Source organism: Rummeliibacillus pycnus, assembly GCF_050459865.1.
GTDB lineage: Bacteria > Bacillota > Bacilli > Bacillales_A > Planococcaceae > Rummeliibacillus > Rummeliibacillus pycnus_B.
In genome coordinates this window covers 21219-40281 of sequence record NZ_JBCMNM010000076.1, presented here as the reverse complement: position 1 = coordinate 40281, position 19063 = coordinate 21219, and the positions used below count along the sequence as shown (strand labels likewise).

Sequence of the window (19063 nt, the reverse complement as noted above, 5' to 3'; positions counted from 1 at the left end):
TTCTTTTATCTCTTCTATTTTTTCTAAATGGTGTTGTTCATGTTTCAAACTCAAGCTAAAGAAACCCATTGATTGATAGTAGTCAAAATGTCGATGTATAATCAACAGTCCTTATAACTAATTTAGTCATTTTCGTTCTGACTCTTCCGCGGATAATGATTTTGAGTTACTTGAGGTTTGGCTACTACCGCGAAATCTTGATCTAGTTCCGCGGTTTTTGTGGTCTTTCCCGCGATTTTAAGTCTCCGTTCCCCGATATTTTGAATTGTTTCCGCTTTCTTTGCAATTTACATCTTTATAATAAGTACTACTTGATTGCTCACCTTGTTCGCGGCGATTATTTAGTCATTTTCATTGATATCTTCACTGATACAAGGTTTAGTATCCTACACAACAAAAAAGCTGAGTGAAAATCACTCAGCCTCTTTCGGAAACAGCTGCTCCACACCTTGTGAAACAGTTATTTGTCCTTCTAATATTTGTTGTTCTAAAGTAATTACCTGATTCTTTCTTTCGGGATTTCCGTAGAAGGAATCGATTAGATGATCGTGAATCATGGATTGGAACCAGTCGGTTGTTTGTTTGCTTCGACGACTGTCCCATACCCCATTTTCGAGTCCTTGTTTTTGGAATTCTAAAATGGTTTCGAGAACTTTGTCCAATCCTTTATTTTCATACGATGAGACAGGCATGGAACGTGTTGTCCAGCCTGTTGTTGCTGGTTGTAAAAAGTGCAGAATTTGTTTGTATTCTGCAACTGTTTTTTTTGCATTGCGGACATTATCGCCATCTGCTTTATGCACCACTATCGTATCAGCAAGTTCCATGATTCCTTTTTTCATGCCTTGTAGCTCGTCGCCAGCACCTGTTAGAACAAGTAATAGGAAGAAATCAACCATACCACGTACGATTGTTTCGCTTTGTCCTACGCCGACTGTTTCAATCAAAATGATATCGTAGCCAGCCGCTTCGCATAAGAGCATAGTTTCACGAGTTTTTTTGTGTACGCCTCCAAGTGTACCGGCAGAAGGAGATGGACGGATGAAAGCATTCTTCTCACGAGATAGTTCTTCCATTCTTGTTTTATCTCCTAAAATACTGCCACCCGTAACTGTTGAACTTGGATCGATAGCTAATACCGCTACTTTGTGACCTTGACTACAGAGCATTTTCCCAAAGGATTCGATAAATGTACTCTTCCCTGCTCCAGGTACACCAGTAATCCCAATTCGAATGGAATTACCTGTATAGGGGAGGAGTTTTTTTAATAACTCCTGCCCCTCCACTTTATCATCAACATTTGAGCTTTCAAGAAGAGTAATGGCTTTTGCAAGATGTAACCGAGAGCCTTCTCTTAGTTCTTTTGCTAATGTATCTAAGTCCTGCTTTTCTTTCTTTTTCTTGACAAACTTTTTTCGCTCTGCCTTTTCCATACCATCGTGAATCGCTTTAACACCTGGTTGTACAAAAAGCGCTGATTCTTTATCAGTCATTAAGCTTCCTCGTAACCTAAGTTTTTGTAAATGATTTCAATCATTTTTTGTGATGCGATCGGCAATACAGTACCAGGTCCAAAGATTGCGGCTGCACCATGTTCATATAAGAAATCGTAATCTTGCGCTGGAATTACCCCACCAACAATAACGATAATATCTTCACGGCCTAATTTTTTTAATTCTGCAACAAGTTCAGGAACTAATGTTTTGTGGCCTGCTGCAAGTGAAGATACACCAACTACATGAACGTCATTTTCTACTGCTATTTGTGCTGTTTCTTCTGGTGTCATAAATAATGGAGAGATATCAACGTCAAAGCCAAAGTCAGCGTATGCAGTTGCTACTACTTTCGCACCTCGGTCATGACCATCTTGACCCATTTTGGCAACAAGAATACGTGGACGACGACCTTCATTTTCTAAGAACTCATCTGTCATTTGTTTAATTTCTTTAATAGCATCTTCATCTGAATAGTTCGTAGCGTACACCCCACTAATTGAGCGAATAACAGCTTTGTGACGTCCAGAAACTTCTTCGATAGCATCTGAAATTTCACCAAGTGTTGCACGTGCACGAGCTGCGTCAACTGCAACAGCAAGTAAGTTTTCTTCACCTGTTTCAGCTGCTTTAGTAAGGCGTGCTAATTGACGTTTCACTTCTGTATCGTCTCGCTCAGCTTTCATTTTGTTAATACGGTCAATTTGAGATTGGCGTACTAATGTGTTATCGATATCGAGAATTTCAATTGGTTCCTCAACAGTTAAACGGTATTTATTGACACCGATAATTGTTTCCGCTTTTGAGTCGATTTTTGCTTGGCGTTTTGCTGCTGCTTCTTCGACTTTCATTTTTGGAAGACCTGTTTCAATGGCTTTTGCCATTCCACCAAGTTCCTCAATTTCTTCGATTAGTTTCCATGCTGATTCAGTTAGTTCCTCTGTCAGTTTTTCAACATAATGTGAACCGCCCCATGGATCGATTGCTTTGGTCATAGTTGTTTCGTTTTGCAAGAATAATTGTGTATTTCGTGCAATACGAGCAGAGAAATCTGTAGGAAGTGCGATTGCTTCATCCAATGCATTGGTATGAAGTGATTGTGTATGTCCCATTGTAGCTGCGTTTGCTTCTACTAATGTACGTGTCACGTTATTAAAAGGATCTTGTTCTGTTAACGACCATCCAGAAGTTTGTGAGTGTGTACGTAATGCTAAAGTTTTTGGATTTTTCGGATTAAATGTTGACATCATTTGTGCCCAAATTCGACGTGCTGCACGCATTTTGGCAACTTCCATATAGTAGTTCATACCGATAGCCCAGAAGAATGATAAACGTGGTGCAAACTTATCAATATCAATCCCAGCTTTAAGTCCAGTTCGAACATATTCAAGACCATCTGCTAATGTATAAGCAAGTTCAATATCGTTTGTTGCCCCTGCTTCTTGAATGTGGTAACCAGAAATTGAAATCGAGTTGAATTTAGGCATGAATTTTGAAGTATATTCAAAAATATCAGCTATAATTTTCATCGACATTTCTGGAGGATAAATATATGTGTTACGTACCATATATTCTTTTAAAATATCGTTTTGAATAGTACCCGATAGTTTATCAGGTGTTACACCTTGTTCTTCAGCAGTCACGATATAGAATGCAAGAACTGGAAGAACTGCACCATTCATCGTCATAGATACCGACATTTGATCAAGTGGGATACCATCAAATAGAATTTTAGTATCTTCTACTGAGTCGATTGCCACACCAGCTTTACCAACATCCCCTGTTACACGTGGGTGGTCGGAGTCATATCCACGGTGTGTTGCAAGGTCAAATGCAACAGATAAACCTTTTTGACCCATTGCAAGGTTACGACGATAAAATGCATTGGATTCTTCAGCAGTAGAGAAACCAGCATATTGGCGAATTGTCCAAGGACGTCCTACATACATTGTTGGATATGGTCCACGTGTATTTGGTGCAATACCAGCTACATCATTTAGATGTTTTAGATCTTTATTATCTTCTTTTGTATATACATTTTTCACTTCAATATTTTCATTTGTAAGGAATGTTTTATCTGAAGAAGGTACTTGCTCTTTTTGTAAAACATCTTCTATTGAAATCTTTGAAAAGTTTGGCTTGCTCATCGTTGAACCTCCTTCAAGTTTTCTTGGATGCCTTGTAATTTCTCGATAATATTTTGACCAGCATAGACAAAACCATTTAAGCCTTGGCTTTCCCAATCTTCGTCAAATTTACCTGCTACATCTAATAAAACATGTCCAGGTTTTGCAGAAAGTAATGCTGGGATGATTCCTTTCGTATCTTCATCTATAGCACTAAATACAACATAGTTTGCAGTAGTATTGGATAACCACTCTTTTGCTTTTTCAACATCTGTAAATGGATCTGTTACTTCAGCCGTAATACCTGCAGTAGCGAATACACCTTTTACAAAGTCTGTACGTGGTTTAATATTTTTAAAATGACCAAATGTTAGAATGGTAACATTTATCGGTGATTTTTTGAATTCTTGTCGAAGGTCTTCGAATGGTTTTGCAATTCGGTTTACATCATAGAATGATTCAGTAGGTACTTCTTCTTGCGCGTTTGCAAAATCATTTGTACCAACTAAAACTGTTTTACGACGTTCTACATCTTGGATACGTTTCGCCATTACTTCCTCAAGTTCTTTTTGAAGATTGCCTGAAGCAACATATGCACTATAGCCACCAGCTTCTTCGATTTCGACAAATTTCGCCCATGCTTCCTTCACAAGATCATGTGTTAATGATTCGATGTAATATGAACCACCAGTTGGATCCAGTACTTTTGTGACATGAGATTCTTCTTTAATCACTAATGAAACATTTCGAGCGATACGAATTGATTGGTTTGTTGGTTTTGTTAATACATCATGAGGATGTACTGTCACCACGTCCGCTCCACCTAAAACAGCAGAGAAAGCTTCATTACCAGCACGCAAAAGATTTACATAAACATCTAATTTTGAAAAACTACGTAAAGATGTTTCTGCAAGGATTTTCACAGGCTGAGGTTTTTCAACTCCATATGCATTCGCAAATGCTTTCCATAACAATCTAAATGCACGAATTTTTGCAATTTCCATAAAGAATTTTGTATCGATAGAGAATGATACAAAGAATTGCTTTTCAAATTCTGTAAAGTTCATATCGCCTGCTAGTTCACTCGCTTTTGCAAGTGCGATAGTCAATTCTTGAACCGCATTTGCCCCTTGATAATGCGCGTCCTGAATGTAAGCGTTTAACTTTCGAACATTCGGAAAATCATGAATAGTCTGTGTCCCGTTTGAAAGGATAAAGCCTTTTACTTCTTTATTTTCAATATAATTAAAAACATTTATAACATCTGGATCAACGACATTGATAACGAATGGGTGTTTTTCAAGTAATGATGCTAATTGTTTTAACTCCCTATCACTCCATTCAAAATTGACTTTACCAACTGTAACATATTGGTTGCCACGTTCTAAGGAATCTTCTGTTTGTGCTATAAATTCTTCAATGGAATCTCCAAATGCTTCTTGTGCTATGCCAAACTCACCTTCAGTTTGCATTGCTCGAATAGTTGATACCTGTTCCTCTAATTTGCCATCAACCTTTGCCATTAGGCCCTCAGCAGTATATAAAGGTTCAAGAGTAATCCCTTCGATTGTTTTTGTAAATAATGATTCAAAAGGCTTCCCTTTTAAAGCTTGAATTGCTGATTCCTTCCATTCATCATAAGAAGGCTTAGTAAATTCTACTTCTTTCATTTTTGTCATACGGACGCGATGACGCTTCCCCCCTTTAGTGATTCTAATCACTATTTTACACAACAATGGGAATTCATAAAAGAAAAAAAAGTCTGAAAACCGTAATATTACGGCCCTCAGACGTCTATTAATATATTGAAGCGTTGTCTTTTGAGATGTTTTCGAGAATTTCTTTAACTCGAGCGAGAAATTTCCCACTAATAAATCCATCTAAAATTCTATGATCAATTGATAAACAAAGATTCACCATATCTCTCGCAGCGAACATTCCTCCGTTCATAATGACCGGACGTTTTACAATGGATTCGATTTGTAAAATAGCTGCTTGAGGGTAATTAATGATACCCATAGATTGAACAGAACCGAAAGAACCAGTGTTATTGACAGTGAATGTGCCACCTTGCATATCTTCAGATTTTAGCTTGCCACTTCGTACTTTGTTCGCAAGTTCATTGATATCCTTCGCAATGCCTTTAATCGATTTATCATCTGCATTGTGAATGACTGGTACAAACAACGCATCTTCTGTTGCAACAGCAATTGATAAATTAATATCTTTTTTCTGAATGATTTTATCCCCTTGCCATTGTGAATTCATCATTGGGAATTCTTTTAAAGCTTGAGAAACAGCTTTTACAAAGAAAGCGAAATACGTAAGATTATATCCTTCTTTCTTTTTAAATTCAGCCTTAATTGAATCACGATAGCTTACTAAATCCGTCACATCGACTTCCATCATCATCCATGCATGTGGAACTTCTTGAGTACTTGTCACCATATTTTTAGCGATTGCTTTCCGAACTCCAGAAACAGGGATTTCAATATCACCTGAGCTTAACATCGTTGAAGCTTTCTGTTCAGTTACATTTGCAACTGAAGCAACTTGTGGTTGTGGAATTGCTACAGTCTCTTGCTTTGGTTCTTGTTTTGTAGTTGCTTGTGGTACGATTCCAGAATCGATTAGTTTTTGGATATCTTTTCTCGTGATACGACCAGAAGCACCGCTACCGTTTACTAGTGTTAAATCGATTTGATGTTCAGCAGCTAAGCGAACAACTGCAGGAGAATATCTCGTTTTCATCGCTTGATCTGTTGAAGTGGTTGGTTTTGATTCAATCGTTTCTTGTGAAATATTTTCAGTCGTTTTTTTACTAGATACTGCTTCTTCAATCTCAATTGTACACACAACTTCGCCTACAGCAAGTGTATCTCCAACATTTGCAATAATCTCTTTAATTGTACCTGTGAAGGATGAAGGAAGTTCAGCTGTGACTTTATCTGTTTGTACTTCAGCTAAAGAATCATACTTTTTCACTTGATCTCCTGGCTTTATCAACCAGTTTTCAATTGTACCTTCTGTAACGCTTTCTCCTAATTGTGGCATTGTAATGTTTTGAATCGCCATCTATAAAACCTCCTTTACCTTAAGAAAAATTCAGTCTTCACGCTCAAGCCTTACTAGGTCAGACTAAAATTCTGCTAATTCACGCATTGCCTGTTCTACTTTTTCTGGATTAATCATAAAGAATTTTTCCATTGTCGGTGCATAAGGCATCGCTGGTACATCAGGACCTGCTAGACGTTTAATCGGTGCGTCGAGATCAAATAGTGCATGCTCCGCAATAATTGCAGATACTTCACTTATGACACTACCTTCTTTGTTGTCTTCTGTTACGAGTAATACTTTGCCTGTTTTTTTCGCTGCTTCAATAATTGCATCTTTGTCTAGTGGATAAATGGTACGTAAATCTAGAATATGAGCAGAAATGCCATCCTTTTCAAGGCGTTCTGCAGCTTGTAATGCAAAATGTACAGCTAATCCATAAGTAATAACTGTAATATCTTCGCCTTCACGTTTAACATCTGCTTTTCCGATTTCAATTGTATAATCATCATCAGGAACTTCACCTTTAATCAAACGATAAGCTCTTTTATGTTCAAAAAATAGCACTGGATCATCATCACGAATGGCTGCTTTTAACAATCCTTTTGCATCATATGGTGTAGAAGGAATGACAATTTTCAAACCAGGTTGATTAGCAAATACTGCTTCAACTGATTGTGAGTGGTAAAGTGCTCCATGTATTCCTCCACCAAATGGTGCTCGAATAACCATAGGACAATTCCAATCATTATTTGAACGATAACGAATTCTTGAAGCTTCAGAAATAATTTGGTTAACTGCAGGCATGATAAAATCAGCAAACTGCATTTCAGCAATTGGTCTCAAACCATACATAGCTGCACCAATACCAACTCCTGCAATAGCAGATTCAGCTAGTGGTGTGTCAATGACTCTTTCTTCTCCGAATTGTTCATATAATCCTTGAGTCGCTTTAAATACGCCACCTTTTCGACCAACATCTTCACCTAGAACGAAGACACGTTCATCTCTTTCCATTTCTTCTTTCATCGCTAAAGTTATCGCGTCAATATAAGATAAAATAGCCATTGTTACACCTCCTCTTTTTCAGCATAGACATACTTTAATGCATGCTCTGGTTCTGCATATGGAGCTTGCTCTGCATAATCTGTTGCTTCATCAATTTCAGCCATAATTTCTTCTTGTAGTTTTTCTTCAAGCTCAGCTGTTAAAATGTTTAATTCTTTTAAATAAGTTGAAAATCTCAAGATTGGATCATGAGCTCTACCTTCTGCCAAATCCTCTTCTGTTCGATATTGACGTTGATCATCATCAGAAGAATGCGCAGTTAATCGATAGCAAACTGTTTCAATCAAGCTAGGTCCTTTTCCTTCTCTAGCACGATCTGCAGCTTCTTTTACAACTTTATAAACTTCTATTGGATCATTACCATCTACAGTTACACCAGGCATTCCGTAGCCAATTGCGCGATCAGAAATATTTTCACACGCTATTTGTTTATTTAATGGAACGGAGATAGCATAGCGGTTATTTTCGACCATAATGATAACTGGTAATTTATGAACTCCAGCAAAGTTTGCTCCCTCATGGAAATCTCCTTGATTGGATGAACCTTCGCCTAGAGTAACAAAAGTGACAAAATCTTTCTTTTGCATTTTACCAGCAAGTGCTACACCTACTGCATGTGGTACTTGTGTAGTAACAGGTGAAGAACCTGTTATAATACGGTTTTTCTTTTGACCAAAATGTCCTGGCATTTGTCTACCACCAGAGTTTGGATCTTCAGCTTTTGCAAAAGCAGATAACATTAGTTCTTTTGCTGTCATCCCGAAGTGTAATACTACACCCATATCTCTGTAATAAGGTGCAACATAATCTTCATCACGATTTAGTGCAAAAGATGCACCTACTTGAGCAGCTTCTTGGCCTTGGCAAGAAATTACAAATGGAATTTTACCTGCACGGTTAAGAAGCCACATTCTTTCATCTAATCGACGTGCTAATAGCATCGTTCTGTACATTTCAAGTACTTCTTCATCTGATAAACCTAATACAGCATGTCTATTTTCAGTCATATTTCATCTCTCCTTTATTGATGGATAGCTTTTCCCTCAACAGCTAGAGCTGCTTCTCCAATTGCTTCTGATAACGACGGATGTGGATGAATATGCGAAGCCATTTCCCACGGTGTCGCATCTACTAGCATTGCAAGACTAGCTTCAGAAATGAGTTCTGTAGCATGCGCACCAATTATATGCACACCAATAAGGTCTTCCGTTTTTTTATCTGCTATCATTTTGACAAAACCTTCTGTCTCACCAAAGACAAGGGCTTTGCCGACTCCTGCAAACGGGAATTTCCCTACCGCTATTTCAATCTCTTGTTCTTTTGCTTGTTTTTCGGTTAACCCGATACTAGCGACTTCTGGACTTCCATAGATACAGCGAGCAATATTATGGAGTTCTAATGTTTCAGGTTTTTGACCAGCTATATGTTCTACTGCATGAATACCTTCGTGAGATGCAACATGTGCTAATTGCAAACCACCAATGACATCCCCAATTGCATATATATGTGATTCTTTTGTTTGATAGTGCTCATTGACTTCGATGAAGCCACGAACCACTTGAATGTCTGTATTTTCAATACCAATATTCTCTGTATTTGCTTGTCTTCCAACAGATAATAATAATTTTTCTGCAGTGAAAGTTTGTTTTTCACCGTTTATTTCGGCACTTATTTCTAAGCTATTCTCACTTTTTTGTAGTGAAGAAGGAACAAGATTGGCATTTGTAACAATTTTAATACCACGCTTTTTAAAGGATTTAGTCATTGCTTTTTGAATATCCTCATCCTCAGTTGGTAATATCGCATTTGAATATTCAACAACTGTCACTTCTACACCGAAATCATGTAACATAGATGCCCATTCTATACCGATTACACCACCGCCAACAATAATCAGCGATTTTGGCAATTCTTCAAGTGTCATCAAATCATCAGAAGTTAAAATTTTGTCTCCATCTGGTTTCAAACCTTCTAAAAATCTTGGTCTTGAACCAGTCGCTATAATAACATTTTGAGGAATGAGCATTTCATTCTCTCTATTATCTTCAAATTCAACCGAAATGGTACCAGGTATAGGTGAAAATATGGATGGCCCTAAAATTCTTCCATATCCTTCATAAACATCAATTTTCCCTTTTTTCATCAATGCTTGAATCCCTTTATGCAGTTGATCAACAATTCCATTTTTACGATTTTGAGCTTTTTCAAAGTTGAACTTGATATTTTGAACTTCAACTCCGAATTCTTGTCCTTGTTCTTTAGTAGTTCGGTAAACTTCTGCACTGCGTAGTAACGCTTTACTTGGTATACAGCCTTTATGTAAACAAGTTCCCCCTAGTCTACTTTTTTCTACAATGGCAGTAGAGAGGCCTAGTTGTGCAGCACGAATAGCAGCGACATATCCTCCAGGACCGCCACCTATTATGACAAGGTCATAATTCTTAGCCATAAGAACTCACTCCAATTTTATATTTCTATACTAGTTATACCACTTTAAATAAACCAATTCACGTGATAGCTGTCACATCCCCAAAAATTACATTTAGATAAAAGTGACAGCCGTCATTTTATTACCTGGTACTAAATTATACCATACTCTCGAAAAAATTCATCCTATTTATCTTTTTCTATTTTAACGATTTGATAGAATATGCTTTCCATTTTGTAAAAATGTACTTCTTGATTTTGATATTCTGGAAATTCTTTCTTCCGCAAGACGATTAGCAGCTAGATAAGTTGGAATTCCTTCTTCTTTTGAAATATCAATGATTTTTGCAATGCTATCATAAATTCCGTCCACTCTTTTCATAGCACGTTCACGATTGTAACCATATAATTCATCTGCAACATTAATCACACCGCCTGCATTAATAACATAGTCTGGTGCATAGACAATTCCTAATTCATGCAATATTTGGCCATGATGTGATTCTTGTAGTTGATTATTCGCAGAGCCTGCGATGACTTTTGCTTTTAATTGTGGAATGGTTTGATCATTGATAATCGCTCCTAAAGCACACGGTGCAAAGATATCTACATCCTGAGCGTAAATTTCAGAAGGATCTACAGCTATTGCGCCAAATTCTTCCACAACGCGTTTAACTGCAGCTTCATTAATATCTGTAACAATTAACTCTGCTCCTTCTTCATGCAAATATTTGCACATTGTGTAGGCAACATTTCCAAGACCTTGAACCGCAACTTTTTTCCCCTCTAAGCTATCACTACCAAACGCTTCTTTTGCTGCAGCTTTCATCCCAACATATACACCATATGCTGTAACAGGAGAAGGATTGCCTGATGATCCAAACGCTGGAGAAATCCCGGTTACATAATTAGTTTCCTCATGAATTAAATCCATATCCGCAACAGTTGTACCAACATCTTCAGCCGTAATATATCGCCCGTTTAACCCTTGAATAAATCTTCCTAACGCACGGAACATCTCTTCATTTTTATCTTTGAATGGATCCCCTATGATAACCGTTTTTCCGCCACCAAGATTTAAGCCTGCCGCTGCGTTTTTATATGTCATACCTCGTGCTAATCGCAATGCATCCTCAATTGCTGCTTCTTCTGATGCATATGTCCACATTCGAGTACCACCTAATGCTGGCCCTAATGTCGTGTCGTGTATGGCAATTATTGCTTTCAAACCAGAAGTTTTGTCTTGGCAAATCACCACTTGTTCATAATCATACTTTTCCATATATTTAAAAATCTCCATTTGTAAATCCCCCTTTGAAGTTGTGAAATAAATCACTTTTTCTGGTTGCTTTCATACCCCAGTCACTAAAATTAATTGCAAGAAGCATGCCAAATATAAAAAGTCCATCATTAAGTGATTTCCATTAACGATAGACTTTTTATTCTGTGCAACATTTTGCGTATTATGCATTTTTTTGCACGCTATTTTATGCAAGTTCGTATTTTTCTAATTTATAATATAAATTCCGTATAGAAATATTGAGCATTTTGGCTGTTTTCGTTTTATTATGCTGACAATTTTCTAACGCTTGTTCTATAATTTGTTTCTCAAAATGGTGAATTTGCTCTTCTAATGATCCTTCAATATTTGATAGTTCGATTTCTTTTTTTGCATCCATTTGTTGTGGATTTGTTGAGAGATTCAAATAGCGATCATGAAGTTCTGACTCAGTAATAGGCATGAAAATCATTGCACGTCCAATCGCATTTTCTAATTCACGTACATTTCCAGGCCAATCATATGATTTTAATTTTTGTAAAACAGTTGATGTGATAGTTGTAACATTTCTACCATATTCACGATTCAGCTTTGTTAGTAATCGTTCAACAAGTTGTGGTATATCCTCTAATCGATTTCTTAATGGTGGAATATAAATCGGCATTCGATTAAGTCGATAATAGAGATCTTCACGGAAAGTATGATCATGTAAAGCTTTTTCCATATTGACATTTGTAGCTGCGATAATGCGAACATCAATTGGAATTGGTTTTGAACCACCAACTCGGACAATTTCGTGTTCTTGGAGAACGCGAAGGAGCTTTGCTTGAGTACTCAATGACAACTCACCAATCTCATCTAAAAAAATACTTCCTCCATTCGCTTCTTCAAATAATCCTCGTTTCCCACCTTTTTTAGCCCCTGTAAATGCCCCCTCTTCATAGCCAAATAACTCACTTTCTAATAAATTTTCAGCTATTGCCGCACAATTGACACGGATAAATTTTTCGAAATGACGATTGCTTTCACTATGAATTGCATGTGCAAAAAGTTCCTTCCCTGTGCCAGATTCACCTCTTAAGAATACGGTTACGGGGGTTTTGGCGGCTAGTTTTGCTTGTTCGATAGCTAAAGTCATCTCTTCTGAATCTCCGATAATATCATCAAAAACATATTTTGATTCTAATGTTCGGATAATCGTTTTAGCTTGGTTTAATTCACTTGCTAATGAACGAATTTCTGTCACATCATGTATAACACCAACGCTGCCTCTTAGCTCATCTTCAACGATAACAGGCGCTACGTTCACAATGACTTCTCTTTTATGAGGTCCAATTCGCATATTAACACCACGTATTGGTTTTTTCGTTTCGATTACTTTTAGATGCATACTTTCCCCTTCAGAGATATCTGTTGTGGCAGGTTTTCCAATAATTTCTTCTGGTTGGAGCCCTGTGATTCTCGTATATGCGCGGTTTACCACAATACCTCTACCTTGTTCATCTACTACCGAAATTGCATCATCACTAGATTGTATAATGGCTTCTAGCATCGTTTTAATCTCTTTTAAATCAGTTATTTCTTCAGCTAATGCAACTACTTCTGAAATATCCTTAAAAATGGCTAATACTCCAATTTGTTGAGAGTTTTCATCTATCATAGGAATACGAGATGTAACTAATTTCTTTCCTGTTTCTAATAGTAGCTCTTGGTTAGTTTCTGCGATTCCTGTTTCAAGTACACGTTCTAAACCACGATCATGAATAACAGAAGTAAAATGCTTGCCGATTGCTTCTTCAATAGGTACTTCAATCATTCTTGCAGCACTTTGGTTGAAAAAGGTAATCATGCCTTCAGGATTCACACTAATCATACCTTCTTCAATTGAATTAAAAATTATTTGCTGACGTTGTGAAAAGGTTTGGAGTTTTTGAATATAGTAATCTTTTTCTTGTAGAAGCTGAACAATTATCTCTGCTATTTCACCAGGTATTAATATAGTCTCCTTTGGTAATGTTGCTAAAAGTTCATCAAAAACTAAGTTCTCTCCCGTGACATCAATAACCATATCTAGCGGATAGTGCTGAAAATCACGCCAATTGCCACCTGTTTCAATACCAGCCTTCTTTGCTTCTACAATACCTGGAGCATCATCTCTTATATCTACTACAGCAATTGTTTGCCAATTTGTCGAATGGGACAACAATTTTAAGATTGCAGTCCCACCGACTCCTGCACCAACGATCATAATTCTATGCAATTTTTTCACTTCCTATCATCTAAATACAAATTTCTTCAAGGAGTATTTATAATATCTTAACCAATGTTTCAGCCCTTGACAATCCAAGCAATACAAGTGAGAATAAAAATAGATTAGAGGAGTGAACGATGAATGGGCCGTTTTATAGCTTTTGTCATTTTGGCAATTCCCGCAATTATGGCTGCTGCCGGGATAAAGTTAATGCGTGATACGTTTTTTGCGAAACTATTTGATCCAATCCCATATCTATGGTTGCAATTCGTTATTGGTATTGTATTATTTCTTTTTGGATTTAGCTTCTTTGCTGGTTTTTTATTGAATCGAGATCGTAAAAACGGACGTGTTACACCAAAATATTCAAAGAAAAAAGAAAACTAGAATAATAATGTATGAAAAAACGCAAGGAGTCATTTAATCCTTGCGTTTTTTAGTATTGGTGTTGCTGTGCATCTCTTACAATTTGCGGATAGTCTGTAATCCATCCAATTACTGCTTTATGTGGAGTAGCAATATATTTTTCGCTACCATTAATATTGTAGAAGCGACATTTTTTCTTTTGACGCAAACATGCTTCTAAATATCTTTCTTTATAATAGCGAGTTTTATTGGCGTGAACTGTATCAATAAACGGAATTTTATCTAATTCATCCCAATTCAGAAATTTTGTAGCAATTATTGCACTTTCAATTTCAGGCGCAATTTTTTTTGCCTTTTCAAGTAAAACAGGATGAAATGAAGAAATATGTAAACCTTCAATATCTCTACATTTTTCTACTGCAATTTTTAAAGCTTTTTCATTTTCTAAAAATGATTCCTTTAGCTCTACATTTAAAGGTACCAGGTGATTCTTATGCCAAGCCAAAAATTCATCGAATGTGAGTATTTTTGGGCCTTTAAATTTTCTCACAAATAGTTTGCCCACTCTTAACTTTTTGATTTCTTCTAAAGTAAAACTGGAAACCAAACCATTTTTTCCGGTAAGACGCCTGAGATTGATATCATGAATGACTACTGGAACATCATCCTTTGTTGTTTGGATATCCAGTTCGATTCCATCGGCTTGCATATCTAATGCACGATCAAAAGCTTCAAGAGAATTTTCAATCGCGTATGCAGATGCACCACGATGGGCAAAAACAAGTGGCCTAGACATTTAATTCCCCATTCTCCAGTTTAAATTTTCCACAAGTAGTGTGATTCAGGGTAATTGACTTTTTCCCAATCTGAATATAGGTTCCAGGAAACGCTTCTTTTGTAATATTGATCATTTCATCACCTATTGTTCTTAGTTGATTACCTATTTCATTCACCTCAGATTCAATACTTCTTAATTCTGATTCTTTTTCAGTAATTTTTTCTATAGTATTATCATATGATTTACGTTGTGTTTCGTTCATATGGTCTAGTAAAGGTCTAAGTGAAACTACTTTTTCATCTAAATCAGCAATTTCTAATTCAAGTTTAATCACTTTTCCCCTTTTTTCTTTGAGTAATTTTGCACTTTCTTGTCGATCTGGCAGCATAATCATAAGTTCAGTCTTTCTTTCTAAACGATTTCCAGACATAGCTGAATTAATCGAATTAGTTGCTTCTACCTGACCGCCTATTATTTTGCCATGTTGTTCGTTGACATATACATTTTGTGCTTTAATTTCTGATCCCATTGAATATGAACCAATTACTACATCCTTTTTCGCATGTAAAGTGCTGTCATTTGCATGTTTGACAAAGATGTTTCCGTAAGCTCGGACTACTGTTTCTCCATTGCCAAAAATACCTCCACGAATATAGACATCTCCATTTGTTGATTCAATTAGTTTGGGACCAGTAACACCTTCAGCACCTTCTACCTGGATATCTCCTGTAGCTACAACTGAATATCCAGCCAAAATAGTTCCTCTTATCGTAATGGATCCATCAAATTTTAGATTACCTGTTTCGATACCTACATCATTTTGAATGATTAAATGATTCTTTATCGAAAATGTTCCATTCGTAAAATCTAATACCCCACCATCCATCGCTCTAAGCACAGTCTTCCCATCTTCTTCTTGCACGTAAATAGAAGTAGGATCAAAATTTAGTGGAATATCATCACCGTTTCCTGCTGGTATGTCTTCACCTAGTACATTTGTTCCATGTACCCCAAGTTGCGCAGGGACTTTTTCGCCAATCCAAGCATCCTTTTCAATTTCATATATAAAGTTCATATCAAAATAATCTGCACGACCATCTTCTAAAATTTGAGGTTTTCTTTCTGGAATTTTTATATAAGTAAATTTCGCATCATGCCCTTTTATAGGTGTTTTTCCTGCTGCAATTATTATTGGCTTTCCTGACAAAACTGTATCCATTGATATCGTATTGATTCCAGATCGAATCCCCGCATTTTCAGCAACTTCTTTTATTTGCTTGTTCATTTTTTCTTCATCCTGAAATACACTTACAGGGTCATCATTAATGTACATTGTCGCCTGCATTCTATCTCTTGAAATAACAATTTCAACCGGTGGTAACCAAGTTCCAATTTCTACACGTTCATCTGTTCCTAAATTTAAAGCATTTCTTAAAGCTGCAAAGCTAGATAATTTTACTCTTTTAATTTTTTGTAAAATTGTTTCGAAGTCTTTAAGTGAAAGCCCCTTTTTTTTCACCTCTATATACACAATTGATTGATCCTCAGTTAATAATATGTAATCGTTCTCAAAAATCAGCAAAATCCCCAATCCTCCCAATTTTTTTCTTTGTATTATATTATCGTAATATTTATAAAATTTTTAAGCTTTTTATTATGTAAAGATTTCGTTAATTTAAACCGTTCAAAAACCAATTATTTCTATTTACAAATTCCATTATCGGCATATTTTTACATATAAGTCTATATAATAAGTTAGGTTTTGTAAAATATATTACTGATCTTATCAAAAAATTTGTTGAACACAATAATGGTTTCAAGCGATTTCACTATGGCAATATAGTAAATGCAAAGGATTTATTAGATTTAAACGTCCCAAAATATGTGATCACTTTTTCAGTGCATCATCATTCAAATACAGGTTTATATGTAAATGTTGTAAACCCACCAAGGATTCCAATCCCTTCAATGAGAAAAAAGCTTCCTTTTTCATCTTCATCTTCTAATTTTATACTCTTCTTATTGAAGAAAAAATAATCCTCTGACTCTCTATTTACCACTCTTTCAACTTCTTTATTAACAACTTTCTCTGTTTTTCCGTCAGGCATTTTTAAACTCTCTGAATTAGACACACATTCTTTTTCTTGGCAATCGAGTTGATGTTTGTCAGATAACCATTCATTAAAAGAATCATTAGACGGTTTTGTCAATGGTAATATTAAAAGAAATAAAATAAAAAGTGCTAAGAAAATGAGACTAATACGTTCACGTTTAAAAACTGCTATTGTACTTATTATTAATGCAGTTATTAATAGAACGATTCCTAAAAACACTATAATTAAAGATTGTGGTGACTTGATACCAAGATAAATAATTGCAACACCTAAAAAAGTAAATAGTAATGACAAGATTGAGTAGTTTTTCTTCATAGTTACCTCCTATTTATCAAAAATTTTAAGCTATTCATTTCTCAAATCAGCTTTCATTTCTAATGAATTGTCACACCATGTGTCTGGACTTACTTTGGGAATTAATATTAAACAAGACCAAGTTGCAATTGTATCAGGAGCTCAGAATGCATTAACTTTCGCCATATCAGCGTTATTGCACCAGATTTTTTTCTATATTTCAACAACAATCTTCTTTTTATAATCATTTGTTGTATTACACACTGTATTATTTTTAACAAAATTTATATTTTTTGTAAATATAGTACCACGAATAAATTAATTACCCATCCTTAACCGATCTTGCTGCTTAGTTGAAAAATCGATAGTTTTATTATTGAACTATTTGTTCCGACTTCGAAAAGTCAACTTATCAATATCTGACTATTATCCATCTTCTTAAACGAATAAAAAAGCACGTTCCAATAAAAATTGAATCGTGCTCATAATCATTAAATTTTTGGTCGAATATTTCAGTTCGCGACTTTATTGTTATAACCGTTAGAAAAACAATATAAATCGTAGCCTGGTTTTAAGCAATGGATTTTAAATATAGATTGGTAAATAAATCTCAACCTCTTCCTCACTATTTACCATAGGATGATAAGTCTCAACAATATGGGAATCTAGATTTCTTTTATAACCCTGTTCATTCGCCCATTTCAATAAATTGTTGTGCAGTTTATTGAGATCACTTATTTTCCCCCTAGTCGTGACATAGTCTAATGCGGTTTCGATATAATCCATTCCAACTGGAACTTCTTTCTTAGTCTCTTTAACAATTACTCCTACATAAAAGTGACCTTCCAAATGGATGTCATCCCTTTTAGGTTCGAAAAGAGCTATTTCTGTATCCAAATGATTATCAATTTCGTCTAAACGTGCTAAAAATTGCTGGGCAAGTTTTGGAACCTCAGTACCAAAGCTAGCAAAAGCTCCTTTGCCTTTTATGCCTGTAACTCTAAAGATTTCCTTAACTTTTTTGCATTCCACCATCTTCCCCCCAAATACTTTAATAACCACTTATATTCTCTTCCTACTAATTGAATTCCTCTTGCCTCGTTAGTTAAGAAGAAATTATATAATTTATTTATTTAAATAAACCCTTATTCATAACTGATATTTGATAAGTAATTCTTATGTAATTTTATAAAAAGAATAAAATTAACTTATTAAAAATGTATGTTATTCTTAGAAGAGAGAATTTTTTTGTAAAATTACGGAATTTAAGGGGTGGTCATATGATTAGAGGATTGCATCACGTTCAGATAACTATTCCAAAGGGAACTGAAGAAGAAGGTAAGAAATTTTATTGTGGTGTATTAGGCTTACAAGAAATTGAAAAACCTGAATCTCTTAAAGGTCGTGGAGGTTTTTGGTTAAAAGTTGGAGATAGAGACGTTCATATAGGAACAGAAGATGGTTTTGACAGAATGAAGACTAAAGCACACATCGCTTACGAAGTCGAAGATATCTCGTATTGGAAAACAAGATTATCACAAGAGAATATAAAGATATTAGATGCTGTCCCAATTCCTAACTTTGACCGTTTTGAATTTAGAGACCCATTTGGTAATAGAATTGAATTGATTAAAAATTTAACATTATAAAAAAGGACTTCTAAGCGAAGTCTTTTTCATGGGAAAGCAACAATCTTTTAGATGGGATACCATTTCTTTCATAATATCATTAGCGTTTAAAATCAAACTTTACAAAATGAAATTCTATTTGCACTCCCCTTTACCGTTAGCCATCCATGTAGCGCAAAGCCAGC

15 protein-coding genes are annotated in these 19063 nt (G+C 35.8%); 2 read left to right on the top strand and 13 right to left on the bottom strand.

The features are described 5' to 3' along the window. Positions 1–413: 413 nt before the first annotated feature. The 9 genes from meaB to ABE048_RS15115 form a co-directional block, all read right to left on the bottom strand. On the bottom strand, positions 414–1493 hold the full coding sequence (meaB, locus tag ABE048_RS15155; protein ID WP_430312103.1) for a methylmalonyl Co-A mutase-associated GTPase MeaB: 1080 nt from the start codon (positions 1491–1493) through the stop codon (positions 414–416). Then, a complete protein-coding gene (gene scpA / locus ABE048_RS15150) occupies positions 1493–3640 on the bottom strand; it encodes a methylmalonyl-CoA mutase (RefSeq protein ID WP_430312102.1) in 2148 nt (715 codons plus the stop codon). The genes meaB and scpA overlap by 1 nt, the downstream gene beginning before the upstream one ends. Continuing rightward, positions 3637–5298, bottom strand: a complete 1662-nt coding sequence (locus ABE048_RS15145) for a methylmalonyl-CoA mutase family protein (protein ID WP_430312101.1) — start codon at positions 5296–5298, stop codon at positions 3637–3639. The genes scpA and ABE048_RS15145 overlap by 4 nt, the downstream gene beginning before the upstream one ends. 118 nt (positions 5299–5416) lie before the next feature. Then, positions 5417–6694, bottom strand: a complete 1278-nt coding sequence (locus ABE048_RS15140; protein ID WP_430312100.1) for a dihydrolipoamide acetyltransferase family protein — start codon at positions 6692–6694, stop codon at positions 5417–5419. Between the two features lie 63 nt (positions 6695–6757). Next, a complete protein-coding gene (locus tag ABE048_RS15135) occupies positions 6758–7741 on the bottom strand; it encodes an alpha-ketoacid dehydrogenase subunit beta (protein WP_430312099.1) in 984 nt (327 codons plus the stop codon). Between the two features lie 2 nt (positions 7742–7743). Continuing rightward, positions 7744–8748 (bottom strand): thiamine pyrophosphate-dependent dehydrogenase E1 component subunit alpha, encoded by a 1005-nt coding sequence (locus tag ABE048_RS15130; RefSeq protein WP_430312098.1) that lies wholly within the window; start codon positions 8746–8748, stop codon positions 7744–7746. 14 nt (positions 8749–8762) lie between these two features. After that, positions 8763–10190 carry a dihydrolipoyl dehydrogenase gene (lpdA, locus tag ABE048_RS15125; protein WP_430312097.1) on the bottom strand — a complete coding sequence of 476 codons (1428 nt, stop codon included), beginning with the start codon at positions 10188–10190 and terminating at the stop codon, positions 8763–8765. Between the two features lie 183 nt (positions 10191–10373). Beyond that, positions 10374–11468, bottom strand: coding sequence for a Leu/Phe/Val dehydrogenase (locus tag ABE048_RS15120; RefSeq protein WP_430312096.1), 1095 nt, complete (start codon positions 11466–11468; stop codon positions 10374–10376). A gap of 187 nt (positions 11469–11655) precedes the next feature. Beyond that, a complete protein-coding gene (locus tag ABE048_RS15115) occupies positions 11656–13707 on the bottom strand; it encodes a sigma 54-interacting transcriptional regulator (RefSeq protein WP_430312095.1) in 2052 nt (683 codons plus the stop codon). 132 nt (positions 13708–13839) lie between these two features. Between ABE048_RS15115 and ABE048_RS15110 the strand changes: the two genes are divergently transcribed. Further along, a complete protein-coding gene (locus ABE048_RS15110) occupies positions 13840–14085 on the top strand; it encodes a DUF2627 domain-containing protein (protein WP_430312094.1) in 246 nt (81 codons plus the stop codon). 49 nt (positions 14086–14134) lie between these two features. On the opposite strand, the gene ABE048_RS15105 is transcribed toward ABE048_RS15110, so the two are convergent. The 4 genes from ABE048_RS15105 to ABE048_RS15090 all read right to left on the bottom strand — a co-directional run bounded on the left by ABE048_RS15105 (position 14135) and on the right by ABE048_RS15090 (position 18312). Continuing rightward, on the bottom strand, positions 14135–14860 hold the full coding sequence (locus ABE048_RS15105; protein ID WP_430312093.1) for a glycerophosphodiester phosphodiesterase: 726 nt from the start codon (positions 14858–14860) through the stop codon (positions 14135–14137). Continuing rightward, positions 14853–16424 carry a DUF342 domain-containing protein gene (locus tag ABE048_RS15100; protein ID WP_430312092.1) on the bottom strand — a complete coding sequence of 524 codons (1572 nt, stop codon included), beginning with the start codon at positions 16422–16424 and terminating at the stop codon, positions 14853–14855. Before ABE048_RS15100 ends, ABE048_RS15105 begins: the two co-directional genes overlap by 8 nt. A 325-nt stretch (positions 16425–16749) precedes the next feature. Beyond that, positions 16750–17271: an NADH-quinone oxidoreductase subunit J gene (locus ABE048_RS15095; protein WP_430312091.1), complete on the bottom strand. Its 522-nt coding sequence runs from the start codon at positions 17269–17271 to the stop codon at positions 16750–16752. A 564-nt stretch (positions 17272–17835) separates the two neighbouring features. Beyond that, complete coding sequence (locus tag ABE048_RS15090) at positions 17836–18312, bottom strand: GyrI-like domain-containing protein (protein WP_430312090.1); 477 nt, start codon at positions 18310–18312, stop codon at positions 17836–17838. A 218-nt stretch (positions 18313–18530) separates the two neighbouring features. On the opposite strand from ABE048_RS15090, the gene ABE048_RS15085 reads away from it, so the two are divergent. Then, positions 18531–18899, top strand: a complete 369-nt coding sequence (locus ABE048_RS15085) for a VOC family protein (protein ID WP_430312089.1) — start codon at positions 18531–18533, stop codon at positions 18897–18899. Positions 18900–19063 lie beyond the last annotated feature (164 nt).

What these genes read in the sequence shown, in the direction of transcription:
- ABE048_RS15140 (WP_430312100.1), bottom strand. Translation starts at nt 6,694, where the DNA reads ATGGCGATTCAAAACATTACAATGCCACAATTAGGAGAAAGCGTTACA.
- ABE048_RS15110 (WP_430312094.1), top strand. Translation starts at nt 13,840, where the DNA reads ATGGGCCGTTTTATAGCTTTTGTCATTTTGGCAATTCCCGCAATTATG.
- ABE048_RS15130 (WP_430312098.1), bottom strand. Translation starts at nt 8,748, where the DNA reads ATGACTGAAAATAGACATGCTGTATTAGGTTTATCAGATGAAGAAGTA.
- ABE048_RS15120 (WP_430312096.1), bottom strand. Translation starts at nt 11,468, where the DNA reads ATGGAGATTTTTAAATATATGGAAAAGTATGATTATGAACAAGTGGTG.
- scpA (WP_430312102.1), bottom strand. Translation starts at nt 3,640, where the DNA reads ATGAGCAAGCCAAACTTTTCAAAGATTTCAATAGAAGATGTTTTACAA.
- ABE048_RS15105 (WP_430312093.1), bottom strand. Translation starts at nt 14,860, where the DNA reads ATGTCTAGGCCACTTGTTTTTGCCCATCGTGGTGCATCTGCATACGCG.
- ABE048_RS15095 (WP_430312091.1), bottom strand. Translation starts at nt 17,271, where the DNA reads ATGAAGAAAAACTACTCAATCTTGTCATTACTATTTACTTTTTTAGGT.
- ABE048_RS15085 (WP_430312089.1), top strand. Translation starts at nt 18,531, where the DNA reads ATGATTAGAGGATTGCATCACGTTCAGATAACTATTCCAAAGGGAACT.
- ABE048_RS15135 (WP_430312099.1), bottom strand. Translation starts at nt 7,741, where the DNA reads ATGGCTATTTTATCTTATATTGACGCGATAACTTTAGCGATGAAAGAA.
- meaB (WP_430312103.1), bottom strand. Translation starts at nt 1,493, where the DNA reads ATGACTGATAAAGAATCAGCGCTTTTTGTACAACCAGGTGTTAAAGCG.
- ABE048_RS15145 (WP_430312101.1), bottom strand. Translation starts at nt 5,298, where the DNA reads ATGACAAAAATGAAAGAAGTAGAATTTACTAAGCCTTCTTATGATGAA.
- lpdA (WP_430312097.1), bottom strand. Translation starts at nt 10,190, where the DNA reads ATGGCTAAGAATTATGACCTTGTCATAATAGGTGGCGGTCCTGGAGGA.